The following is a 16,785-nucleotide window of genomic DNA, read 5'->3' on the forward strand; positions in this document are numbered from 1 at the left end:
TCCCTGTCTCCATGGTTTACTTTTGAGAAGAATTCTCATATAATTCTTGTAACCAGGTTTCATAGAATGAAACAGGAAGGAGCTGGTCGGGATGGAAGACCGTAAATTAACGGTGCGTGCTGTAGAGCGGGCACTTGATATATTGATGTGTTTTACGAAAGACAGTGAACTTGCCCTCACGGAGATTTCTACCCTTATCGGATTACATAAAAGCACCGTCCATCGACTGCTAACAACGCTGGAAGACAAAGGATTCGTTGTACGTAACAAAGAGACGGAGAAATATCGGCTCGGCTTGAAAATATGGGAGCTGTCCATGCATCTGTCCCAAAGCGACGACCCGGCGATTCGCCTTCTGCCCGCAATGGAAGCCTTACGGGATCGGCTTGGGGAAACGGTGAGTTTGTATTTAAGAGACGGTTCGGATCGTCTTCGGATTCAAGCGGTTCAGAGCAACCAGGGCATTCGGCGGGTCGCCCAGGTCGGAGTAAGACTGCCGCTGTCCGTGGGTGCCTCCAGCAAGGTTCTGGTGGCCTTTGCGCCACCGGCCGATCAGGAGGAGCTGCTGAATGCGCCGGATTGGCCGGAATCTGTCGACCGCATCGTTTACCGGCAGCAGCTGGCCGAAATATTGGAGAAGGGATACGCGATCAGCATCGAAGAGCGCGAGCCTGGGGCCGCTGCGGTATCGGTACCGATCTTTGACCGGAATGGTCAAGTGGCGGCAGCACTGTCGATGTCAGGGCCAGTCACCCGCCTGTCAGCGGAAACGCTCCGCGAACATGCGCCAATCCTGATGGAGGCGGCACGTGAAATGGGAATGATGATATAATATTCATTCTATTGCCGGAGTGCGGACAGCATCACTATAAGTTATTGAATGACCGGGCGGCTCCATGTGATACAGCTGCCCGGTCATTTTTTATGCGGGGACGACTGTTCGAAAACGAGCAAAAAGACCGTACCCATGATCTTGGTGATCGTAGGAACGGTCTTTTTGCCGTGACGGCATCGCTATATAACAGGCAAGGGCAATTTAAGTCAGCTTCAAGTTCTTTCCTTCATTTTCTGATTGAGGATCTCATGAAAGGTGAGGGGTTTATCCTTCGATTCCTCTCTTTTGGGTGCAGCCACCGGCTGCGGCCGCTGGTATTGATAATGGAACGAAGCCATCGTATGTATTTTGATCATAGGTACCTTCCTCCTAGATATAGATTTCCGTGAATGTTTTTTACCAATTAACCTCCATGGCATCATTCGAAACGGAATATCCATTATTCAGGAAAGAAGTACCGGATCATAACAAAATCCCCATCATCCATTAGTGGATGATGGGGATTTGTTCCTAAGGCTAAAGCGCCTATAGGGAGTATCTTATTGGTTCGATGCGATCATTTGACGCAGTACCGTTTGGAGGATACCTCCATTATGGTAGTAGTCCACGTCCACCATGCTGTCAAGACGGGCGATGGCTTGGAACTCGAATTGGGTTCCGTCTTCGCGCGTAGCGACAACCGTCAATTCCTGGCCTGGCTTCACGTCGTTGCTGAGGCCTAGAATATCGAATGTCTCGCGGCCGTTCAGACCAAGGCTCTTCCAGCCATGACCTTCCTGGAACTGGAGCGGAAGAACGCCCATGCCCACAAGGTTGGAGCGGTGAATACGCTCGAAGCTTTCAGCCAGTACAGCTTTGACGCCGAGGAGATACGTACCTTTTGCCGCCCAGTCACGGGAGCTTCCTGTGCCGTATTCTTTACCTGCGATAACGACGAGGTTCTGTCCGCCTGCTTGATAATTCATCGAAGCATCATAGATGGACATCACTTCTTCCGTTGGCAGGTAAGTGGTTACGCCGCCTTCCGTACCTGGAGCTACCTGGTTACGGATCCGGATGTTAGCGAAGGTACCGCGCATCATGACTTCGTGGTTACCACGGCGGGAGCCGTAGGAGTTGAAGTCTTTGCGTTCAACGTTGCGGTCGCTCAGATATTTGCCCGCTGGGCTGTTCGTTGCAATGTTACCCGCTGGGGAGATATGGTCCGTTGTAACGGAATCGCCCAAGAGAGCAAGCACGCGCGCTTCCTTGATGTCCTGGATGTCGTTCAGGCCGTTGGCGAGGCTTTCAAAGAATGGCGGGTTCTGGATGTAAGTGGATTGATCGTCCCACTCGTACAGTTCGCCTTCAGGAACAGGAATCTTGTTCCAACGCTCATTAGCGGTGAACACATTCTCGTACTTCTCACGGAAAGCGTCAGGGCTAACGGCTTGACCGATCGCTTCGCGGATTTCCGCACTCGTTGGCCAGATGTCTTTCAGATAGACGGGCTCGTTGTTCGGATCGTAGCCGATCGGATCGTTCTGCATGTCGATGTTCACTGTGCCAGCCAGAGCGTAAGCAACAACCAGCGGCGGCGAAGCCAGGTAGTTGGCTTTGACTTGAGCATGCACGCGGCCTTCGAAGTTACGGTTACCCGATAATACGGCGGCTACCGTCATGTCGTTGTCGGCAATCGCTTCGCTCACTTCATCCGGCAATGGGCCGGAGTTACCGATACAAGTTGCGCAGCCATAGCCTGCTACATAGAAGCCGAGAGCTTCCAGGTAGTGCAAGAGGCCGGACTTCTCAAGGTAGTCGGTTACGACGAGGGAGCCTGGAGTCAAGCTGCTCTTCACATAGCCGGGCTTTGTCAGGCCGCGTTCAACGGCTTTCTTGGCCAGGAGACCCGCGCCAAGCATAACGCTTGGGTTCGACGTATTTGTACAGCTGGTGATGGCTGCGATAACAACCGCACCCGTACCCATCTCGCTGGTAGAGCCGTCTTTATGGTTGACTTTAACGGTTTCTGCGATTTTCTCATCGCTGAGGCCGTATCCGCCTTTATCGATCGGCGTGCGGATAATATCGTTAAAGTTTTGTTTCATGTTGGTAAGCTCGATACGGTCCTGCGGACGCTTCGGTCCAGCCAAGCTCGGTACAATCGAAGCGAGATCTAATTCAATCACGTCGGAGAACTCAGGGTCCGGCGTATCTGCCGTACGGAACATGTTTTGCGCTTTGTAGTAGCTCTCCACGAGTTCAACCTGCTCATCGGAGCGGCCCGTATTGCGGAGATAAGCCAGCGTTTCGCTATCAACCGGGAAGAAGCCGATGGTAGCGCCGTATTCCGGAGCCATGTTGGCCACAGTTGCGCGGTCGGCCAGACTGATGTTAGCAAGGCCAGGACCGTAGAATTCTACGAATTTGCCTACAACGCCTTTCTTGCGGAGAAGCTCGGTTACCGTGAGGGCAAGGTCGGTCGCTGTTGCGCCTTCCGATAGGCTGCCTGTCAGCTTGAAGCCGATAACTTCAGGTGTTACAAAATACAGCGGCTGGCCAAGCATGCCGGCTTCCGCCTCGATACCGCCTACGCCCCAGCCCACGACGCCAAGACCGTTGATCATGGTTGTATGGGAGTCCGTACCTACGAGGGAATCAGGGAAAACAAGCGTTTCGCCGTCAACCGTCTTCGTAGCTGCTACGGAAGCAAGGTATTCCAGGTTAACCTGGTGAACGATACCTGTTCCCGGAGGAACCGCACGGAAGTTGTTGAATGCCGTTTGAGCCCAGCGGAGGAAGCGGTAACGCTCTTCGTTACGCTCAAATTCAAGCTTCATATTCGTTTCCAGAGCTTGGTCGGTACCAAAAGCGTCAACCATGACGGAGTGGTCGATAACGAGGTCAACCGGAACGAGAGGGTTGATCTGTTTAGGGTCGCCGCCGGATTTTTTAACGGTGTCACGCATAGCCGCAAGGTCTACGACGACCGGAACGCCCGTGAAGTCCTGCAATACGATACGGGCAGGAATGAACGGAATTTCCTTGTTGTTGTCGCGTGCTTCATTCCACTTGGACAAGAGTTTTACATGATCTTCGGTAATTGCGCGTCCGTCGAACTGACGCACGGCTGCTTCCAGCAGTACCCGAATGGAGAAAGGAAGCTTGGATACACTGCCGTATCCTTGCTCTTCGAGCGCCTGCAGGCTGAAATAACGGTAACTTTTACCGCCCACCTCAAGATTGCGAGAGATGGAGAATTGATCCTTTGCTGGCATTGATGAACCTCCTTAAGTCATTTCATAAATCGAATAAAAACAGTTTGAGTTAAATCCTCTGTGGTTTCACTAGATGAAACCTAATTTCATAAATTAACTACCTTAAGTATACCGTTTTCAACTCGCTGCGTAAAGCATTTTTTATAGAAGAAAAGTATTTCAAAAAGGTGAAAACAAGCCCGTTTTTTACCCGAATGCTGTCGCTGTAATCCCGGTGTTTCTGTATTCTCTTGACCGAAGTTCATAGCCTGAAGATTTTCTTCATATAGTTGTGATAGGGAACAGCGTGAAAGGCAAGGTTAGAGGAGGAGAGTAGATGAACAGTCTGAAGCAAGCAGAGAAGCCTTGGAAGCAAGCTCTATATATTTACGTCAATCAATATAACCAAAATCGCGTGGACTATTCTTCAGGCCTGAAAGAGCAGATTGTAGCGGATCTGAATTTCCTGGTAGAGAGAGGAGAAAGGCAGTTTCGGCTGCAGTCGTGGTATGCGCAGCGGGAGGTTACGCCGCTAAAGAGCGAGACTCGTGCCCGCCTCCTGCGCATTCTGAGGGAAACGGAGGATGATGTGATCGCGGACGTGCGGCTCCACAGCGTATTTTATTATGAAAAAAGAGGGATGACGCACCGGGAAGATACGGTTTTTAGGGAGCGACTGACGCTGATTCGGGACGGAGATGCGTGGTTGATCGTTGGCATCGAACGTCTGCAGGATGAACGCCATCCCCTGCAAAGAACCGATGTTCCGGCAGCAGGCGCGGAGGGGGCCGGAAGAGAGCCGTCCATTCCCTTTATGAACGGCCGCGTATACGCCGCCGGCAGCAGCCCGCGGTCCGGCCGTTACGAGCGTGAAGCCGCAGCTGCTTATGCCGACCGTTGGTGGGATTCCGGGAATCCGGAGTTTGAGGAATTTGACGTGGATTGCACGAATTATATCTCCCAGTGCCTCTTTGCAGGCAAAGCCCCAATCCACTATACTGGTAAAAGAGAAACGGGATGGTGGTACAAGGGATACGTAAACAAACGGGAATGGTGGAGCTACAGCTGGGCGGTATCGAACAGCTTTGCGCATTATTTGAACGCCAGTACCTCGGGGCTGCGGGCCGAGCGGGTGGAGCGTCCCGAGCAGCTGATGCTGGGGGATGTCATCGTGTACGACTGGGACGGTGACGGCGCGTTTCAGCACAGCACCATCGTGACGGCGTTTGACGCGGGCGGCATGCCGCTGGTTAATGCGCATACGGTGTCCAGCCGTCATCGCTATTGGGACTACCGGGATTCCTACGCTTGGAACGATAACACCGAATATCGGTTTTACCATATCCCCGATTATTTTTAAGATGACAGCATGTCATGCTGCAATACGGACAAGAGAGAGGTTAACATGGGACAGGATAAATTAACGGTAGGTTTAGTATACGGGGGGAAATCCGGCGAGCATGAGGTATCATTATCCACGGCATTCGCGGTCATGAACGCTTTTGATTTTGATAAATATGAGATTGTTCCGTTTTATATTTCCAAGCAGGGTACCTGGAGAATCGGCAGCAAGCTGTCGGCTCCTTTTGCCCAGTTGGAAGAATTGAAGCTGGCTGAAGGGGAAGGCACGCAAACAGCGCTGAACGCCGTGTTCAGCAGATTGTATGGCCAAGAGACGCAGGCGGTGGATATTATGTTCCCGCTGCTTCACGGGACGTTCGGCGAGGACGGAACGATTCAGGGACTGTTCGAAATGGCGGACATTCCTTATGTGGGAACCGGTGTGCTTGCGTCGGCAGCGGGGATGGATAAAGTCGTGATGAAGAAGCTCTTCGCCCAGGCGGGATTACCGCAATGCGAGTACTGTTATTTCAATCGTACCCAGTGGGAGCGGAGCCAGCATGAAGTGCTGAAGGATATCGAGGACAAACTCGGATTCCCGAGCTTCGTCAAGCCGGCTAACCTGGGTTCAAGCGTTGGGATATCCAAGGCTAAGGACCGGGAGCAGCTTAAGGCGGCGATTGAATCCGCGCTCCGGTTCGATGACAAGATCATCGTTGAAGAGTTCGTGGATGCGCGCGAAGTGGAGGTCAGCGTGCTCGGCAATGATGAGCCGATGGCATCCGTTCCGGGTGAAATTGTTTCTTCCAGTGAATACTACGACTATGCGGCTAAATATACGGATGGACAGTCACAAATGCAAATTCCGGCCGAAATCGAGCCGGATACGGCTGATCGTTTGCGCGACCTCGCCATTACCGCGTTCAAAGCGATTGAAGGCGGCGGCATCACGCGGGCCGACTTCTTTGTCCGCCGCTCGGACGGCGCGATTCTGATCAATGAAGTGAACACGATGCCGGGCTTTACGCCGTTCAGCATGTACCCGCTCTTGTGGCGGGAAACGGGCGTATCCTACCGCGAGCTGCTTGACCGGATGATCGAGCTGGGCCTTGAGCGGTACAACCGTAAGCAATCCCTAATTTATGAGAACCAGGCGTAAGCCGTCACAATAGGATATGAAACACCAGGGGGAGTCCGCGCTATTCAATACGGCTCCCCTTGAGTCTAATATTTTGGGATGAAAGGAAGATACGTGATATGGGATTTCAAACCGAGTTCAATTCCGTTTGTAAGTTTAAGAGTGAGCAGGAGCTCTATGAGCTGCTGGAATACGGCCGCGGCAAAATGCTGAAGGATGGCCTTCGGGTATTTCCGACAGGACAGAAGGTCATTGCTTATACGCCGGATAACCAGGCGGTGGCGATCGTCCTGATCACCGCATGCGTATCGGAGATTAACTTCCAGGGCCGCGAGGTCACTTCAGTCGAGCTGCAGCTGATTCGCAAATTGACCGATGAGGAAGCACGCGTACAGACAGCACTCGCTCAAGAAATGTTCTTTGGAGACCATGCATGATTGTTCGTTTCGGTTATGTAGCCATGTCCACGGTTGTGCAGAATGCTTCACCTTCCAAGACGATGACCATGAAGAGTTTTATGAAGCTGAATGACCGTGAGGCCGGCTTGCACAAACTGGAGCGGATCGCGAATGAGAATCTACATAATACCCTTCGGCTTCTGAAGCATAACGCGGCTCACGATATCAAGGTGTACCGCTTCTCGTCCAAGCTGATTCCGCTGGCCACGCATCAAGATATGCAGGATTGGGATCCATTCCCGGCTTTGCGGGAAGGCTTTCAGGCCATTGGGGATTTTGTGAAAAAGCACGAGATGCGGGTATCTTTTCATCCGGATCATTTCACGGTGCTGAGCACACCGCGTCCTGAGGTGCTGGTCAACTCGATCCGTGATCTGGAGTCGCACGTCCATATGCTGCAGGCGATGGAGCTGCCTGCTTCCATGAAAAATAACATTCACATCGGCGGCGCCTATGGAGACAAGCCTTCGGCCTCGGCCCGATTCGTGGAACACTTCCATGAGCTTGAACCGCATATTAAGGAACGGCTGACTCTTGAAAATGACGACAAAACCTTTACAGCGCAGGAAACGCTGGCCGTATGCCAGCAAACGGGGCTGCCCATGGTGCTGGATATCCACCATCAGTGGGTCAATAACGATGGCGAGGCGCCTTGGGAACTGTGGCCGGATATTCTTCGCACCTGGGAGATGCCGCTTGCGCAGGCGGATTCGGACGAGGCGCAGCCGCTGCCGCCCAAGATTCACGTATCCAGTCCCAAGAGCCCTACCGATATCCGCAGCCATGCGGATGGGGTGGATGTCGTGCCATTGCTGGCGTTTTTACGGAATATTGCGGGGGCTACGCCGAAGGTGGACGTTATGATTGAAGCAAAGATGAAGGACGGCGCTTTGTTTGATCTGATGAAGGATTTGGGAGATTATACGGCAGAGGGCGTAACCATTCTCGACGGTGCCTCCATCCAAGTGAACCCTTAACCCGATAAGATGAGCTTGTTAACACTTGCAAGTTGATGGATTTTGGGTTACGTTGGAAGTATCCAAACAGAGATTCCCCTTAACACATGACATCGGATAAAAAAGTTCGTTCTCGCCAAGCATTCAGGTGCACAGCATAGGACGGACTTTTATTGAAATAGGCGGAAATTTCGCTTAGCTGCCCTTTCGATTACAACAATGACTGAATAGGATGTAGGGATTGTCAAAAATCACTAGATTTATATAGAAAGTAGAGTGAGTGCTTTGAACGAGAATGAAAAGATTCCTTATGTTGTCAGCAGTAAGAGTTACACCGCAGTAGCCATTAATTGCGCCGCCAAAGCGGGAGAGTGGATTAAGAGCAAGCTCGGTACCGTCAAGCAGTTGAGCACCAAGTCTTCGGCACAGGATATCGTAACCGAGGTGGACAAAGGTGCCGAACAGATGATCCGCAAGCTGATTTTGACGCACTTTCCGGATCATGCGATTCTTGGAGAAGAAGGGGTTGCCCCGGGTACCGATGCCTACAATAAGGCACTCGAGGACGCCAAGGACGAAGAGTATCTCTGGATTATCGACCCTGTGGACGGAACGACGAACTATGTTCATGGATTTCCGTTTTACTCCGTGTCGATTGCACTGGCTCATCATGGAGAAGTCATTGTCGGCGTTATTTACGACCCTTCCCGGGACGAGTTGTTTGTTGCGGAAAAAGGAAAAGGGGCCTACGTTCACGGCAACCCTACCTATGTTTCCAAGGAAGATCAATTGTCGGACAGCTTGCTGGCCACGGGCTTCCCGCTGGACAGCACGGTCAACCTGCCGCTGAATATGGCGGAGCTGCAGGCGCTGCTGCCGATGGTCCGTAATGTAAGAGCCGGCGGATCCGCTGCGCTTCATCTTGCTTATGTGGCTGCCGGCCGGCTCAGCGGATACTGGGAGCACGGCTTGAGTGCTTGGGACGTTGCCGCAGGCGCGCTATTGGTTCAGGAGTCCGGCGGTAAAGTAACCGATACGGAAGGAAAGTCATACGACCTGTCGGTCCGTCATTTGGCGGCAACCAACGGGCTGATTCATCAGCGTTTTCTGGATACACTAAAGGACGCGGGCGAAGCTTTGGTTCGCTAAAAGCCCGGGACAACAGAGGATGCAGATCACTTACAACCGCTTGATAAAGGAGTGTGCTTACGATGAATGAGAAGTCGGATCAGGATTTGGAGCGCCAGCTCAGCGAGATGTTAACGGACGGTGAAATGCAGAAGAAGGATCGGGAGAAGGAGGAGCGCAGGCTTCTCTCTCCGAAATACGAGATCCGGATTCAGACGCAGCTCGATCCCATTGTGGAAGAGACGCAGAAATACCGCAGCATGGCGAAGGAAGTGGATGGTCGCTATGACAAGTACATGGAGAAGGCAGTTAAGAAGGATAAGCCTGAGGATTCAGGTGAAGAAGCTTGATAGCGCTTTAAGGGATGATTCCGAAGCGGGCGCATATCTATTCATTAAATGCCGAATCAGGAATGGACAGCATAGAGTGAGCTGTCCATTTTTTTTATGATAACTAGCCGAGATAACATTGTTTAAGCTGGCTCAAGTTGGTGTGACTATGGTTGACCTTGTCCACATAGGGGGGAGATCGGTACGAGTTCGGCTTCAAATTTGTCATGTTCTGGGAGGCGCATCAGGGGCAGCCTCCATGTTGCTATGGTGCATCCTTATCTTCTTCAACCCATATTCCGATGAGATCAGCTGGAAACCGGCCTTAACTACGTTTGTTATGCTGTTTCTTCCAGGCAGCTTGGCGATGCTCGGGGTGATGTATTCCTATCGGTTGCTGCTGCTGGTTGCTTTTGGATGGTCGATACTGCCAAGCCTGTATCTGGCAGCCACGCCTGGGATATTTGCTTGGTTTGGTGCTACATCCCTCGGCTATTTATTCACTTATCTTCTCATGAAACCTTATCGTCCTGGTTGATACGGTACCATTCGCAGGTTGCCGGTGGTAAAATAAGGCTGTATCAAGATAATTGAAGTTAAGGGAGTGAAGGCATGTTCAAACAATGGAAGAAGGGGCTGGCGGCAGTAACCGGCACCTTGACGCTCGCGGTGGCACTGGTTGGACCGGGCGTTGCGCCGGCTTATGCCGATGAAATTACAGCCAAGGATACATATCATATTGTAGCGCTGGGGGATTCGCTGACCGTTGGGTATGAGCCGGGAATGGATCTGAACAGCAAGCCCTACGGTTTTGTTGACCGGCTGTATGAGCAAGGTTTGTTCCACGGCCGGACCGAGGTAACGAATCTGGGGATCGGCGGCCTGAAAACCGATGGGCTGAATAATTACGTCAAGGCCGTCTTGGATGAACGCTCGATTACGGCGGAGCAACTGCAGCCGGGGCTCAGCGGCATCGATCCGCGCACCAAACAGATTGGCGCTGACGCAGCGAAAGCCAAGCCGGTTATCGCCAATGCGGATCTGATTACCATTACCATCGGCGGCAATGACATGATGAGTCTGGTCAGTACCGTGGAAACATTAAGCGACGAACAGCTGAAAGCAAAGATGCAGGAACTGTTCAAGATCTATACCGATAATGTCTCATCCGTCATTACCAACTTGCAAGCCATCAATCCGGATGCCGCAATCGTGGTGGCGGACCAGTACAACCCGGTGCCCAAAGTCGCTGACGAGGTCGCATACGCTAAACTGCTTGCAGCATCCGGAGAGTTTACGAAGCTGGTGGAAGGCGTAGCTGACAGTTTTGCAGCTCAGGGCGTGGATATCAAGGTAGCCCATGTTGCGAAGAAATTCGTGGGCTCCGAGCTGACGATGACCCATATCCTGAAAGATGATATTCATCCGAACCAATATGGATACGAGACGATGGCCAGCGTGTTCGCAGAGACGATCTGGGGCAGCTACAAGAATCCCGCTGTTCAAGAACAGGGGCAGCCGATGCGTATCATCGTGAAGGGGCAGGAGCTGAACACGCCGTATAAGCCGATCCTTCGCGATAACCTGAATTACGTAGCGATACAGGATATCGTAAATGCAGTGGGGGCGACGACCAAGTGGGAAAATAAAACGTCCAGTGCAACGATTACGTTCGGAGATCAGACGGTGGTGGTGAAGATCGGTGCCAAAACCGTTCAAGTTAACGGAACGGCTGTACCGATCGATACGCCGGCTTTCCTGCAAAAAGTAGGGAAAGAAGATAAAACCTACGTTCCGCTCGCCGTGATTGCATCCGGTCTAGGTTTTGATGTTCAATACAGCACCAAATTGCGTACCGCATTCATTAACCTGTAATCCCATAAGCAAGCTGCACCGGCTGGAAGGAGCCGATGCAGCTTTTTTTGTGATTACCGGTTGCGGTGATGGACTGCGAGAGAAATCCATTGGTTTTTCCCGCATATGAACACCCCTATGTTGGCTCCGATAGGATCCACCATGGGGGTGTATTCAATTTGGATGGTATGCAGCAAGCAGGAAAAAGCCGGTCCCGAGGCTAATAGTTGAATTTGTGACTTCCTGCCTCATCGTAAAAATACGCATCATTTGCGTAGAAATGACTACGCTGGTGCCACTGGATTGTTGCTATGCTTGAGAAAGCCGGAGGTGCAAGGACCGATGAAGAACCGTTTTAAAAATCCGCTGGGACGCATGAATATCAAACAGCAGATGATTCTGCTGTTCCTGGTGCTGGTCATCCCGTTGTTTGCGCTAAATGCCTACGGGAATTCCATGGCCGGTCAAATCCTGAAGCGTCATGTGACCAATGCTTATATTGAACTGAACAAGCAGAACTTCAAGCTGATTAACCGTGATATTGAAACCGTTAACAAAGTAACCTCCACGGTCATCCAAAATTCGCAGATCCAGCAGCTGGATCCCTTTGCCGAGGGCACCGTTCTGGAGCGCGTCAAAAACTACGAGCGGCTTGAAAAGATGCTGTTGTCCTTCTCCCAAGAGACGGATGAACGCGAACCGGTCTATTACTCGCTCTATGTGTACGACCCGGACAACAGCTACTTCTTTGCTCCCTATTACCCTGACCGCAGAAAAGCGGGGGTGTATTTTTTTTCCGACGAGAAGGAGAAGCCGGCATGGTTCGATGAAGCCGTGGCAATGAAAGGGAACGGGTATCTCAAGCGCATAGCGAATTTGTCACCGCCGGTACAAGGACGCCAGGACCAAGAGACCTTAAGCTATGTGCGGGCCGTTAACAATATTTATCGGGGCGGTACCATCGGCGTTTTGGTGGTAACCAATCTGGACGCGCGGATCGGCGAATCGTTATCGACGGTATCGATACCAGATGGGGAACTGTATTTTACCGATTGGAACGACCATATCCTGACTTCGTCGGTACGAGGCATGGCAGGAAGGCTTGAATTGCCGCCTGAAGCGGATCCGGGCCATTCCACCATCGGTGTCATGGACGTGATTACGTCGGATTTTATCTATGTCATCGATTATAACTACGTGCTTCAGCAGAAGCTGGTCTACAAGGTGCCCGTCAAAACGCTGCTCGCCCAGCAAAGCGAGATGAAGCGCGTCATCCAGGTTATCTCCATCGCTTACTTTGCCGTGGGGCTCATTATCGTTTTTTACTTCTGGCAGTCGCTGATGACGCCGCTCCAGAAGCTGGCGCATTTCGTGAGAAGGTACGAACCGGGGAACGTCGTGCCGGAAACCCCCTATCGGCGCAGAAAAGATGAAGTTAGCGTCCTCATCTCTACGATCTATGACATGGCCCGCCGATTGAATGATCTGATCCACTACAAATACCGTATGGATCTAAAGCAGAAGGAAGCGCAGCTGCAGCTGCTTTATCAGCAGATTAACCCCCATTTGCTGTACAACACCCTGGAAAGCATTTATTGGAAGAGCACGATGGAAGGCAATACCGAGTCAGCCGAGATGATCAAGGATTTGTCCAAATTGATGAAGATCAGCCTCAGCCGGGGCCGGGATCTTATCACGCTCGGGGAAGAGCTCGAGCATGCGGGGGCTTATATCAATCTCCAGCTGAACCGTTACGACTATCAGTTTACCGTCCGCTGGGAAGTGCCCGAGTCCTTGCTGGTGAACCATGTGCCGAAGATTACGCTGCAGCCGCTGCTGGAGAACGCGATTATTCATGGCATTAAAAATATGGGCGAGGATGGAATCATTCGGATTTCAGGACATCTGGAGGATGGACACTGCCTACTCGTCATTGAAGATAACGGCTTCCGCCCCGTAAACTACGAGTCCATCCACAGGCTGCTCCATAGTGAAGCGCCGGACCCTTCGCTGGGCTACGGCATCCGGAATATCCAGGAGCGGATCCGGCTGCATTTTGGAAGCCGCTATGGGCTGGAATATGAACGGAGAGAAGAAGGGGGAACCCGTGTGACCATTACGATCCCCCGAACAGAAGTTGCAACCATTACCGCAACCGGACAGGAGGTTTCCTGATGTATAACGTTTTGGTGGTAGATGACGAACCTTTGATCTGCAAGGGCTTAGCCGGGCTGTTAACGTCCTCGGGCCTAGCCATCGATGGGATTACTACGGCCTACAGCGGGCAGGAAGCGCTGGATTACATACGGATGGGGGATATCGATCTGCTGGTTACCGATATCCAGATGGGCGAGATGAACGGCATTGAGCTGATGCAGCAGGCAAAGATCGTGAAGCCGTGGGTTCAGACGATCATTATTTCAGCCCATGAAACATTTCAATATGCGCAGCGGGCGCTCCAGCTCGGAGCCAAGGATTATTTGATCAAACCGCTGAACAGCGAGCAGTTTCTGGATTCGGTCCGCAGCGTATTGCTCAAGATGGAACGACCGGCACCTCAGGTGGAGCATTTTCTCATGGCCGATAACGAGCATTTTCGGATGGAGGAGCCTCCGTCCGAACGAATAGAGCGGCTGAACCAGCGGCTCTCCACGGAGCTGGTTCAGCCGGAACAGGCCGGACTAGACGAGTCGGAGCTGGGCTTGATCGGTCCTTATTTTGCGGTGATCAAGATGAAGCTTGGCCTAACGAAAGACAGCGGGGCTTCTTTTTCCAGGCAAGATCTAAACCTGATACAATATGCTGCGCTGAATATTGCCAAGGAGCTGCTGGAGCAGGAGCCGCACACCTTCGTATTCTATTCGCCGGAGCGGGACATCAACATCATCCTCCAATGGGGCGAGCAGGAGATGGAGGAGAATGCGAGCGGCAAGATCCACCATCTGGAGATGATTGGCCGGAGCCTGCACCACCATGTGGAGCTGTATCTGAAACGAAGCTGTACCGTAGGGATCAGCCAAATATTGAGGGGGCCGGAATTTTTGAGCGTGCTTAGCCGTCAGGCGGACAAAGCAATGCTGTGGAGCGAGCAGCTGCATGATTTCCACGTGTTTTATTATGGGGATTTCAATTGGCATAACTATGCCCAGGAGACGTCGCAGGAGGTGCTCTCGAGCCAGAGCAACCGGATCGTGGAGAATACGAGGCAATATATCGAGGAGCATTACCGCCAGAAGGGATTGACGATTCACGAGGTAGCCAAGAACAATCATGTAAGCCCGAACTATTTGAGTTATCTGTTCAAAAAATATACCGGCAGCAGCCTGTGGGAGTATGTCGTGAAGCTGCGGATGGAGGAGAGCAGGTCTCTGATCCTGAGCACGGATCTCCGCCGATACGAAATCGCGGAGCGAGTCGGCTATGAGTCCCCGGAGCATTTCAGCAAAATCTTCAAAAAATACTACGGCGTCAGCCCAAGCGAGCTAAAGAAGTAAGAACGGTTATACTTCACATAGTTTTAGACATGTTGTAAGACTCCCTGCCTTTTTACAATTAAAGCTGGACATTTAATAAAGGAATGAGGGAGTCAGATGGAAGAAACGGCCATGCTGCAAGGCCAGGCTCGGATCGAGCCCGGTCATCGCACCCGAAAGGAACATAAGCGCAAGCCGCTGTGGAAGAAGTATTTATGGGGGTATTTGTTCCTTGTTCCGGCGATTGCGATCTTTATCGTCTTTTTGTGGGTGCCGATCTTTAAAGGGATCTTTTACAGCTTTTTTCATATCGATTTCGTAAAAGGAAACACCTTCGTCGGGTTTGATAATTATGCCAACGTTCTGAGCAATCCCGACCTGCTGCTTTCCGTTCGAAATACATTGTATTTCATGCTGTTAACGCTGGTCATCGGCTTCTGGGTGCCCATCGCGGCCTCCATCGCCATCTCGGAGCTGAAGCTGTTCCAGGGCTTCGCCCGGATTGCGGCGTATCTCCCGTTTGTCGTACCCGGCGTCGTGCTCTACGGCATGTGGAGGTGGATGTATGACCCGGTAGGTCCGATCAACGCCCTGTTCGGCTTCTTCGGGGCAGAACCGGTATCGTTTATTTCGGATAGCCGTTTCTCCATGGTGTCGCTTGTCGTGATGGAGACATGGCAGCAATTCGGCTCGGCGATGCTGATCTATCTGGCCGGCGTGCTCAGCATACCGAAGGATTGGTATGAAGCCGCCGAAATCGACGGTGCGGGTGTATGGGCCCGGATTAAATACATTACGCTCCCCTCGATGCGCAATTTGATTATGCTTATGCTGATTCTGCAGCTAATCGGCACTTCGCAGGCGTATCAGTCGCAGCTTGCGATGCTGGATGGCGGACCGAACAAGGCCACGCTCACCTATGCTCTTCTAACCGTAAAATACGCGTTTAACCAGCTGGATTACGGGGCAGGAACCGCCATGGGCATTTTGATGTTTCTGGTGCTGAGTTTGCTGGGCATCCTGCAATTCAAGATGAACAGGGAGGAGTACTAGGATGAAAGAGAGAGGCATACTGTCCGCTTCGGATTTGAGAAAACCGTGGAACAAGGCGGTATACGGGTTTATGGTGCTGTGCATCGCGGTGATGGTCTTTACGATGCTGTACCCGATCGGCATGACGATGTTTAACGGGCTGAAAAGCAATCAGGAGATCAACACGTTTCCGCCGCGCTTTTTCCCGTCGGAATGGCATTGGGGTAACTTCCCGAAGGGGTGGGAATACATCGATCTGCCGATGTTTCTGAAGAATACGCTGCTTATTTTTGGCGGCAATCTGCTGGTGACGATTCTGGTACTGGGCTTGGCGGCATTCAGCATATCTCGGATCCGGGTTCCCTATCACCGGGCCATCTATTTCTTTATTCTCATGACCTTGTTTATTCCGGCGTCGAGTTACATGATTCCGAACTTCGTCAATTTGAAGGAGCTTGGGCTGCTGAATTCCTATTGGGCCTTCTGGCTGCCTGCCGGAGCGAACGCATACTTCTTCCTGCTGATCAAAAACTTCTTCGATGGCATTCATCCGGAGATCTTCGAGGCAGCGCGCATTGACGGCGCTTCGGAGTTGAGCAGCTTCCTGCGGATTGCCGTTCCGCTGTCCGTTCCGATATTCGCAACGCTGGCAATCTTTATTTTCTCCACGGCATGGAATGACTGGTTTTGGCCGTCGCTGGTCATGCAGACGCAGGACAAGTACACGCTGGCTACGGCCATCTACAAATATGTCATTAACGCAAGGAGCCTGGACAGCAGCATAAAATTTTCGATCCTGTTCATGGTGATGGTGCCGCCGATTTTCGTATTTCTGGTGTTCCAGAAATTCATTATGCGCAGCGTCAGTCTCTCGGCCGTTAAAGGCTAGGGCAGCGTGTGCAGCATCGTAGCCCTGCACATGATCGTCATATGAATGCACATCGTCCTTTCCGGGTTTCGATTCTATGATGGAGATAAGAAAGGACGCTATTATTTCAATAAGGA

General features: G+C 51.9%; 15 protein-coding genes. 13 read left to right on the forward strand and 2 right to left on the reverse strand.

Annotated elements, in window-relative coordinates; all coding sequences use genetic code 11:
- Positions 1-91: 91 nt before the first annotated feature.
- On the forward strand, positions 92-832 hold the full coding sequence (locus PLA01S_RS27885) for an IclR family transcriptional regulator (protein ID WP_071220874.1): 741 nt from the start codon (positions 92-94) through the stop codon (positions 830-832).
- 215 nt (positions 833-1,047) lie between these two features.
- Here PLA01S_RS27885 and PLA01S_RS32165 read toward each other — a convergent pair whose 3' ends face one another.
- Together PLA01S_RS32165 and acnA are read right to left on the reverse strand one after the other, a co-directional pair.
- On the reverse strand, positions 1,048-1,191 hold the full coding sequence (locus PLA01S_RS32165; protein ID WP_164817527.1) for a hypothetical protein: 144 nt from the start codon (positions 1,189-1,191) through the stop codon (positions 1,048-1,050).
- A 183-nt stretch (positions 1,192-1,374) separates the two neighbouring features.
- Positions 1,375-4,092: an aconitate hydratase AcnA gene (gene acnA / locus PLA01S_RS27890; protein ID WP_127595143.1), complete on the reverse strand. Its 2,718-nt coding sequence runs from the start codon at positions 4,090-4,092 to the stop codon at positions 1,375-1,377.
- A gap of 316 nt (positions 4,093-4,408) precedes the next feature.
- On the opposite strand from acnA, the gene PLA01S_RS27895 reads away from it, so the two are divergent.
- From PLA01S_RS27895 to PLA01S_RS27950, 12 genes are all read left to right on the forward strand, one after another.
- Complete coding sequence (locus tag PLA01S_RS27895) at positions 4,409-5,431, forward strand: amidase domain-containing protein (RefSeq protein WP_127595145.1); 1,023 nt, start codon at positions 4,409-4,411, stop codon at positions 5,429-5,431.
- A 45-nt stretch (positions 5,432-5,476) separates the two neighbouring features.
- Complete coding sequence (locus PLA01S_RS27900; RefSeq protein WP_127595147.1) at positions 5,477-6,571, forward strand: D-alanine--D-alanine ligase; 1,095 nt, start codon at positions 5,477-5,479, stop codon at positions 6,569-6,571.
- 98 nt (positions 6,572-6,669) lie between these two features.
- Positions 6,670-6,987, forward strand: a complete 318-nt coding sequence (locus tag PLA01S_RS27905; protein WP_127595149.1) for a hypothetical protein — start codon at positions 6,670-6,672, stop codon at positions 6,985-6,987.
- Positions 6,984-7,985: a UV DNA damage repair endonuclease UvsE gene (gene uvsE, locus PLA01S_RS27910; protein ID WP_127595151.1), complete on the forward strand. Its 1,002-nt coding sequence runs from the start codon at positions 6,984-6,986 to the stop codon at positions 7,983-7,985. Before PLA01S_RS27905 ends, uvsE begins: the two co-directional genes overlap by 4 nt.
- Before the next feature lie 264 nt (positions 7,986-8,249).
- Positions 8,250-9,113, forward strand: coding sequence for an inositol monophosphatase family protein (locus tag PLA01S_RS27915; protein WP_127595153.1), 864 nt, complete (start codon positions 8,250-8,252; stop codon positions 9,111-9,113).
- Between the two features lie 62 nt (positions 9,114-9,175).
- Positions 9,176-9,442 (forward strand): hypothetical protein, encoded by a 267-nt coding sequence (locus PLA01S_RS27920; RefSeq protein WP_127595155.1) that lies wholly within the window; start codon positions 9,176-9,178, stop codon positions 9,440-9,442.
- A gap of 238 nt (positions 9,443-9,680) precedes the next feature.
- Positions 9,681-9,959 (forward strand): hypothetical protein, encoded by a 279-nt coding sequence (locus tag PLA01S_RS27925; RefSeq protein ID WP_246059894.1) that lies wholly within the window; start codon positions 9,681-9,683, stop codon positions 9,957-9,959.
- Positions 9,960-10,033: 74 nt separating this feature from the next.
- Positions 10,034-11,296 carry an SGNH/GDSL hydrolase family protein gene (locus PLA01S_RS27930; protein ID WP_127595157.1) on the forward strand — a complete coding sequence of 421 codons (1,263 nt, stop codon included), beginning with the start codon at positions 10,034-10,036 and terminating at the stop codon, positions 11,294-11,296.
- A 321-nt stretch (positions 11,297-11,617) separates the two neighbouring features.
- Positions 11,618-13,450, forward strand: a complete 1,833-nt coding sequence (locus PLA01S_RS27935) for a cache domain-containing sensor histidine kinase (RefSeq protein WP_127595159.1) — start codon at positions 11,618-11,620, stop codon at positions 13,448-13,450.
- Positions 13,450-14,769, forward strand: a complete 1,320-nt coding sequence (locus PLA01S_RS27940; RefSeq protein ID WP_127595161.1) for a response regulator transcription factor — start codon at positions 13,450-13,452, stop codon at positions 14,767-14,769. The genes PLA01S_RS27935 and PLA01S_RS27940 overlap by 1 nt, the downstream gene beginning before the upstream one ends.
- Before the next feature lie 96 nt (positions 14,770-14,865).
- Positions 14,866-15,801, forward strand: a complete 936-nt coding sequence (locus tag PLA01S_RS27945) for a carbohydrate ABC transporter permease (protein ID WP_127595163.1) — start codon at positions 14,866-14,868, stop codon at positions 15,799-15,801.
- Position 15,802: 1 nt separating this feature from the next.
- The gene (locus PLA01S_RS27950) at positions 15,803-16,669 is read left to right on the forward strand and encodes a carbohydrate ABC transporter permease (RefSeq protein ID WP_127595165.1); all 867 of its coding nucleotides are present in this window, start codon (positions 15,803-15,805) and stop codon (positions 16,667-16,669) included.
- Positions 16,670-16,785: the final 116 nt, after the last annotated feature.

The organism is Paenibacillus lautus NBRC 15380, from assembly GCF_004000945.1.
In the GTDB taxonomy this organism is placed as follows: domain Bacteria; phylum Bacillota; class Bacilli; order Paenibacillales; family Paenibacillaceae; genus Paenibacillus_AQ; species Paenibacillus_AQ lautus.

Coding starts and splice junctions, on each gene's coding strand:
- PLA01S_RS27885 (WP_071220874.1), top strand. CDS start 92: ATGGAAGACCGTAAATTAACGGTGCGTGCTGTAGAGCGGGCACTTGAT.
- PLA01S_RS32165 (WP_164817527.1), bottom strand. CDS start 1,191: ATGATCAAAATACATACGATGGCTTCGTTCCATTATCAATACCAGCGG.
- acnA (WP_127595143.1), bottom strand. CDS start 4,092: ATGCCAGCAAAGGATCAATTCTCCATCTCTCGCAATCTTGAGGTGGGC.
- PLA01S_RS27895 (WP_127595145.1), top strand. CDS start 4,409: ATGAACAGTCTGAAGCAAGCAGAGAAGCCTTGGAAGCAAGCTCTATAT.
- PLA01S_RS27900 (WP_127595147.1), top strand. CDS start 5,477: ATGGGACAGGATAAATTAACGGTAGGTTTAGTATACGGGGGGAAATCC.
- PLA01S_RS27905 (WP_127595149.1), top strand. CDS start 6,670: ATGGGATTTCAAACCGAGTTCAATTCCGTTTGTAAGTTTAAGAGTGAG.
- uvsE (WP_127595151.1), top strand. CDS start 6,984: ATGATTGTTCGTTTCGGTTATGTAGCCATGTCCACGGTTGTGCAGAAT.
- PLA01S_RS27920 (WP_127595155.1), top strand. CDS start 9,176: ATGAATGAGAAGTCGGATCAGGATTTGGAGCGCCAGCTCAGCGAGATG.
- PLA01S_RS27925 (WP_246059894.1), top strand. CDS start 9,681: ATGTTGCTATGGTGCATCCTTATCTTCTTCAACCCATATTCCGATGAG.
- PLA01S_RS27930 (WP_127595157.1), top strand. CDS start 10,034: ATGTTCAAACAATGGAAGAAGGGGCTGGCGGCAGTAACCGGCACCTTG.
- PLA01S_RS27935 (WP_127595159.1), top strand. CDS start 11,618: ATGAAGAACCGTTTTAAAAATCCGCTGGGACGCATGAATATCAAACAG.
- PLA01S_RS27940 (WP_127595161.1), top strand. CDS start 13,450: ATGTATAACGTTTTGGTGGTAGATGACGAACCTTTGATCTGCAAGGGC.
- PLA01S_RS27945 (WP_127595163.1), top strand. CDS start 14,866: ATGGAAGAAACGGCCATGCTGCAAGGCCAGGCTCGGATCGAGCCCGGT.
- PLA01S_RS27950 (WP_127595165.1), top strand. CDS start 15,803: ATGAAAGAGAGAGGCATACTGTCCGCTTCGGATTTGAGAAAACCGTGG.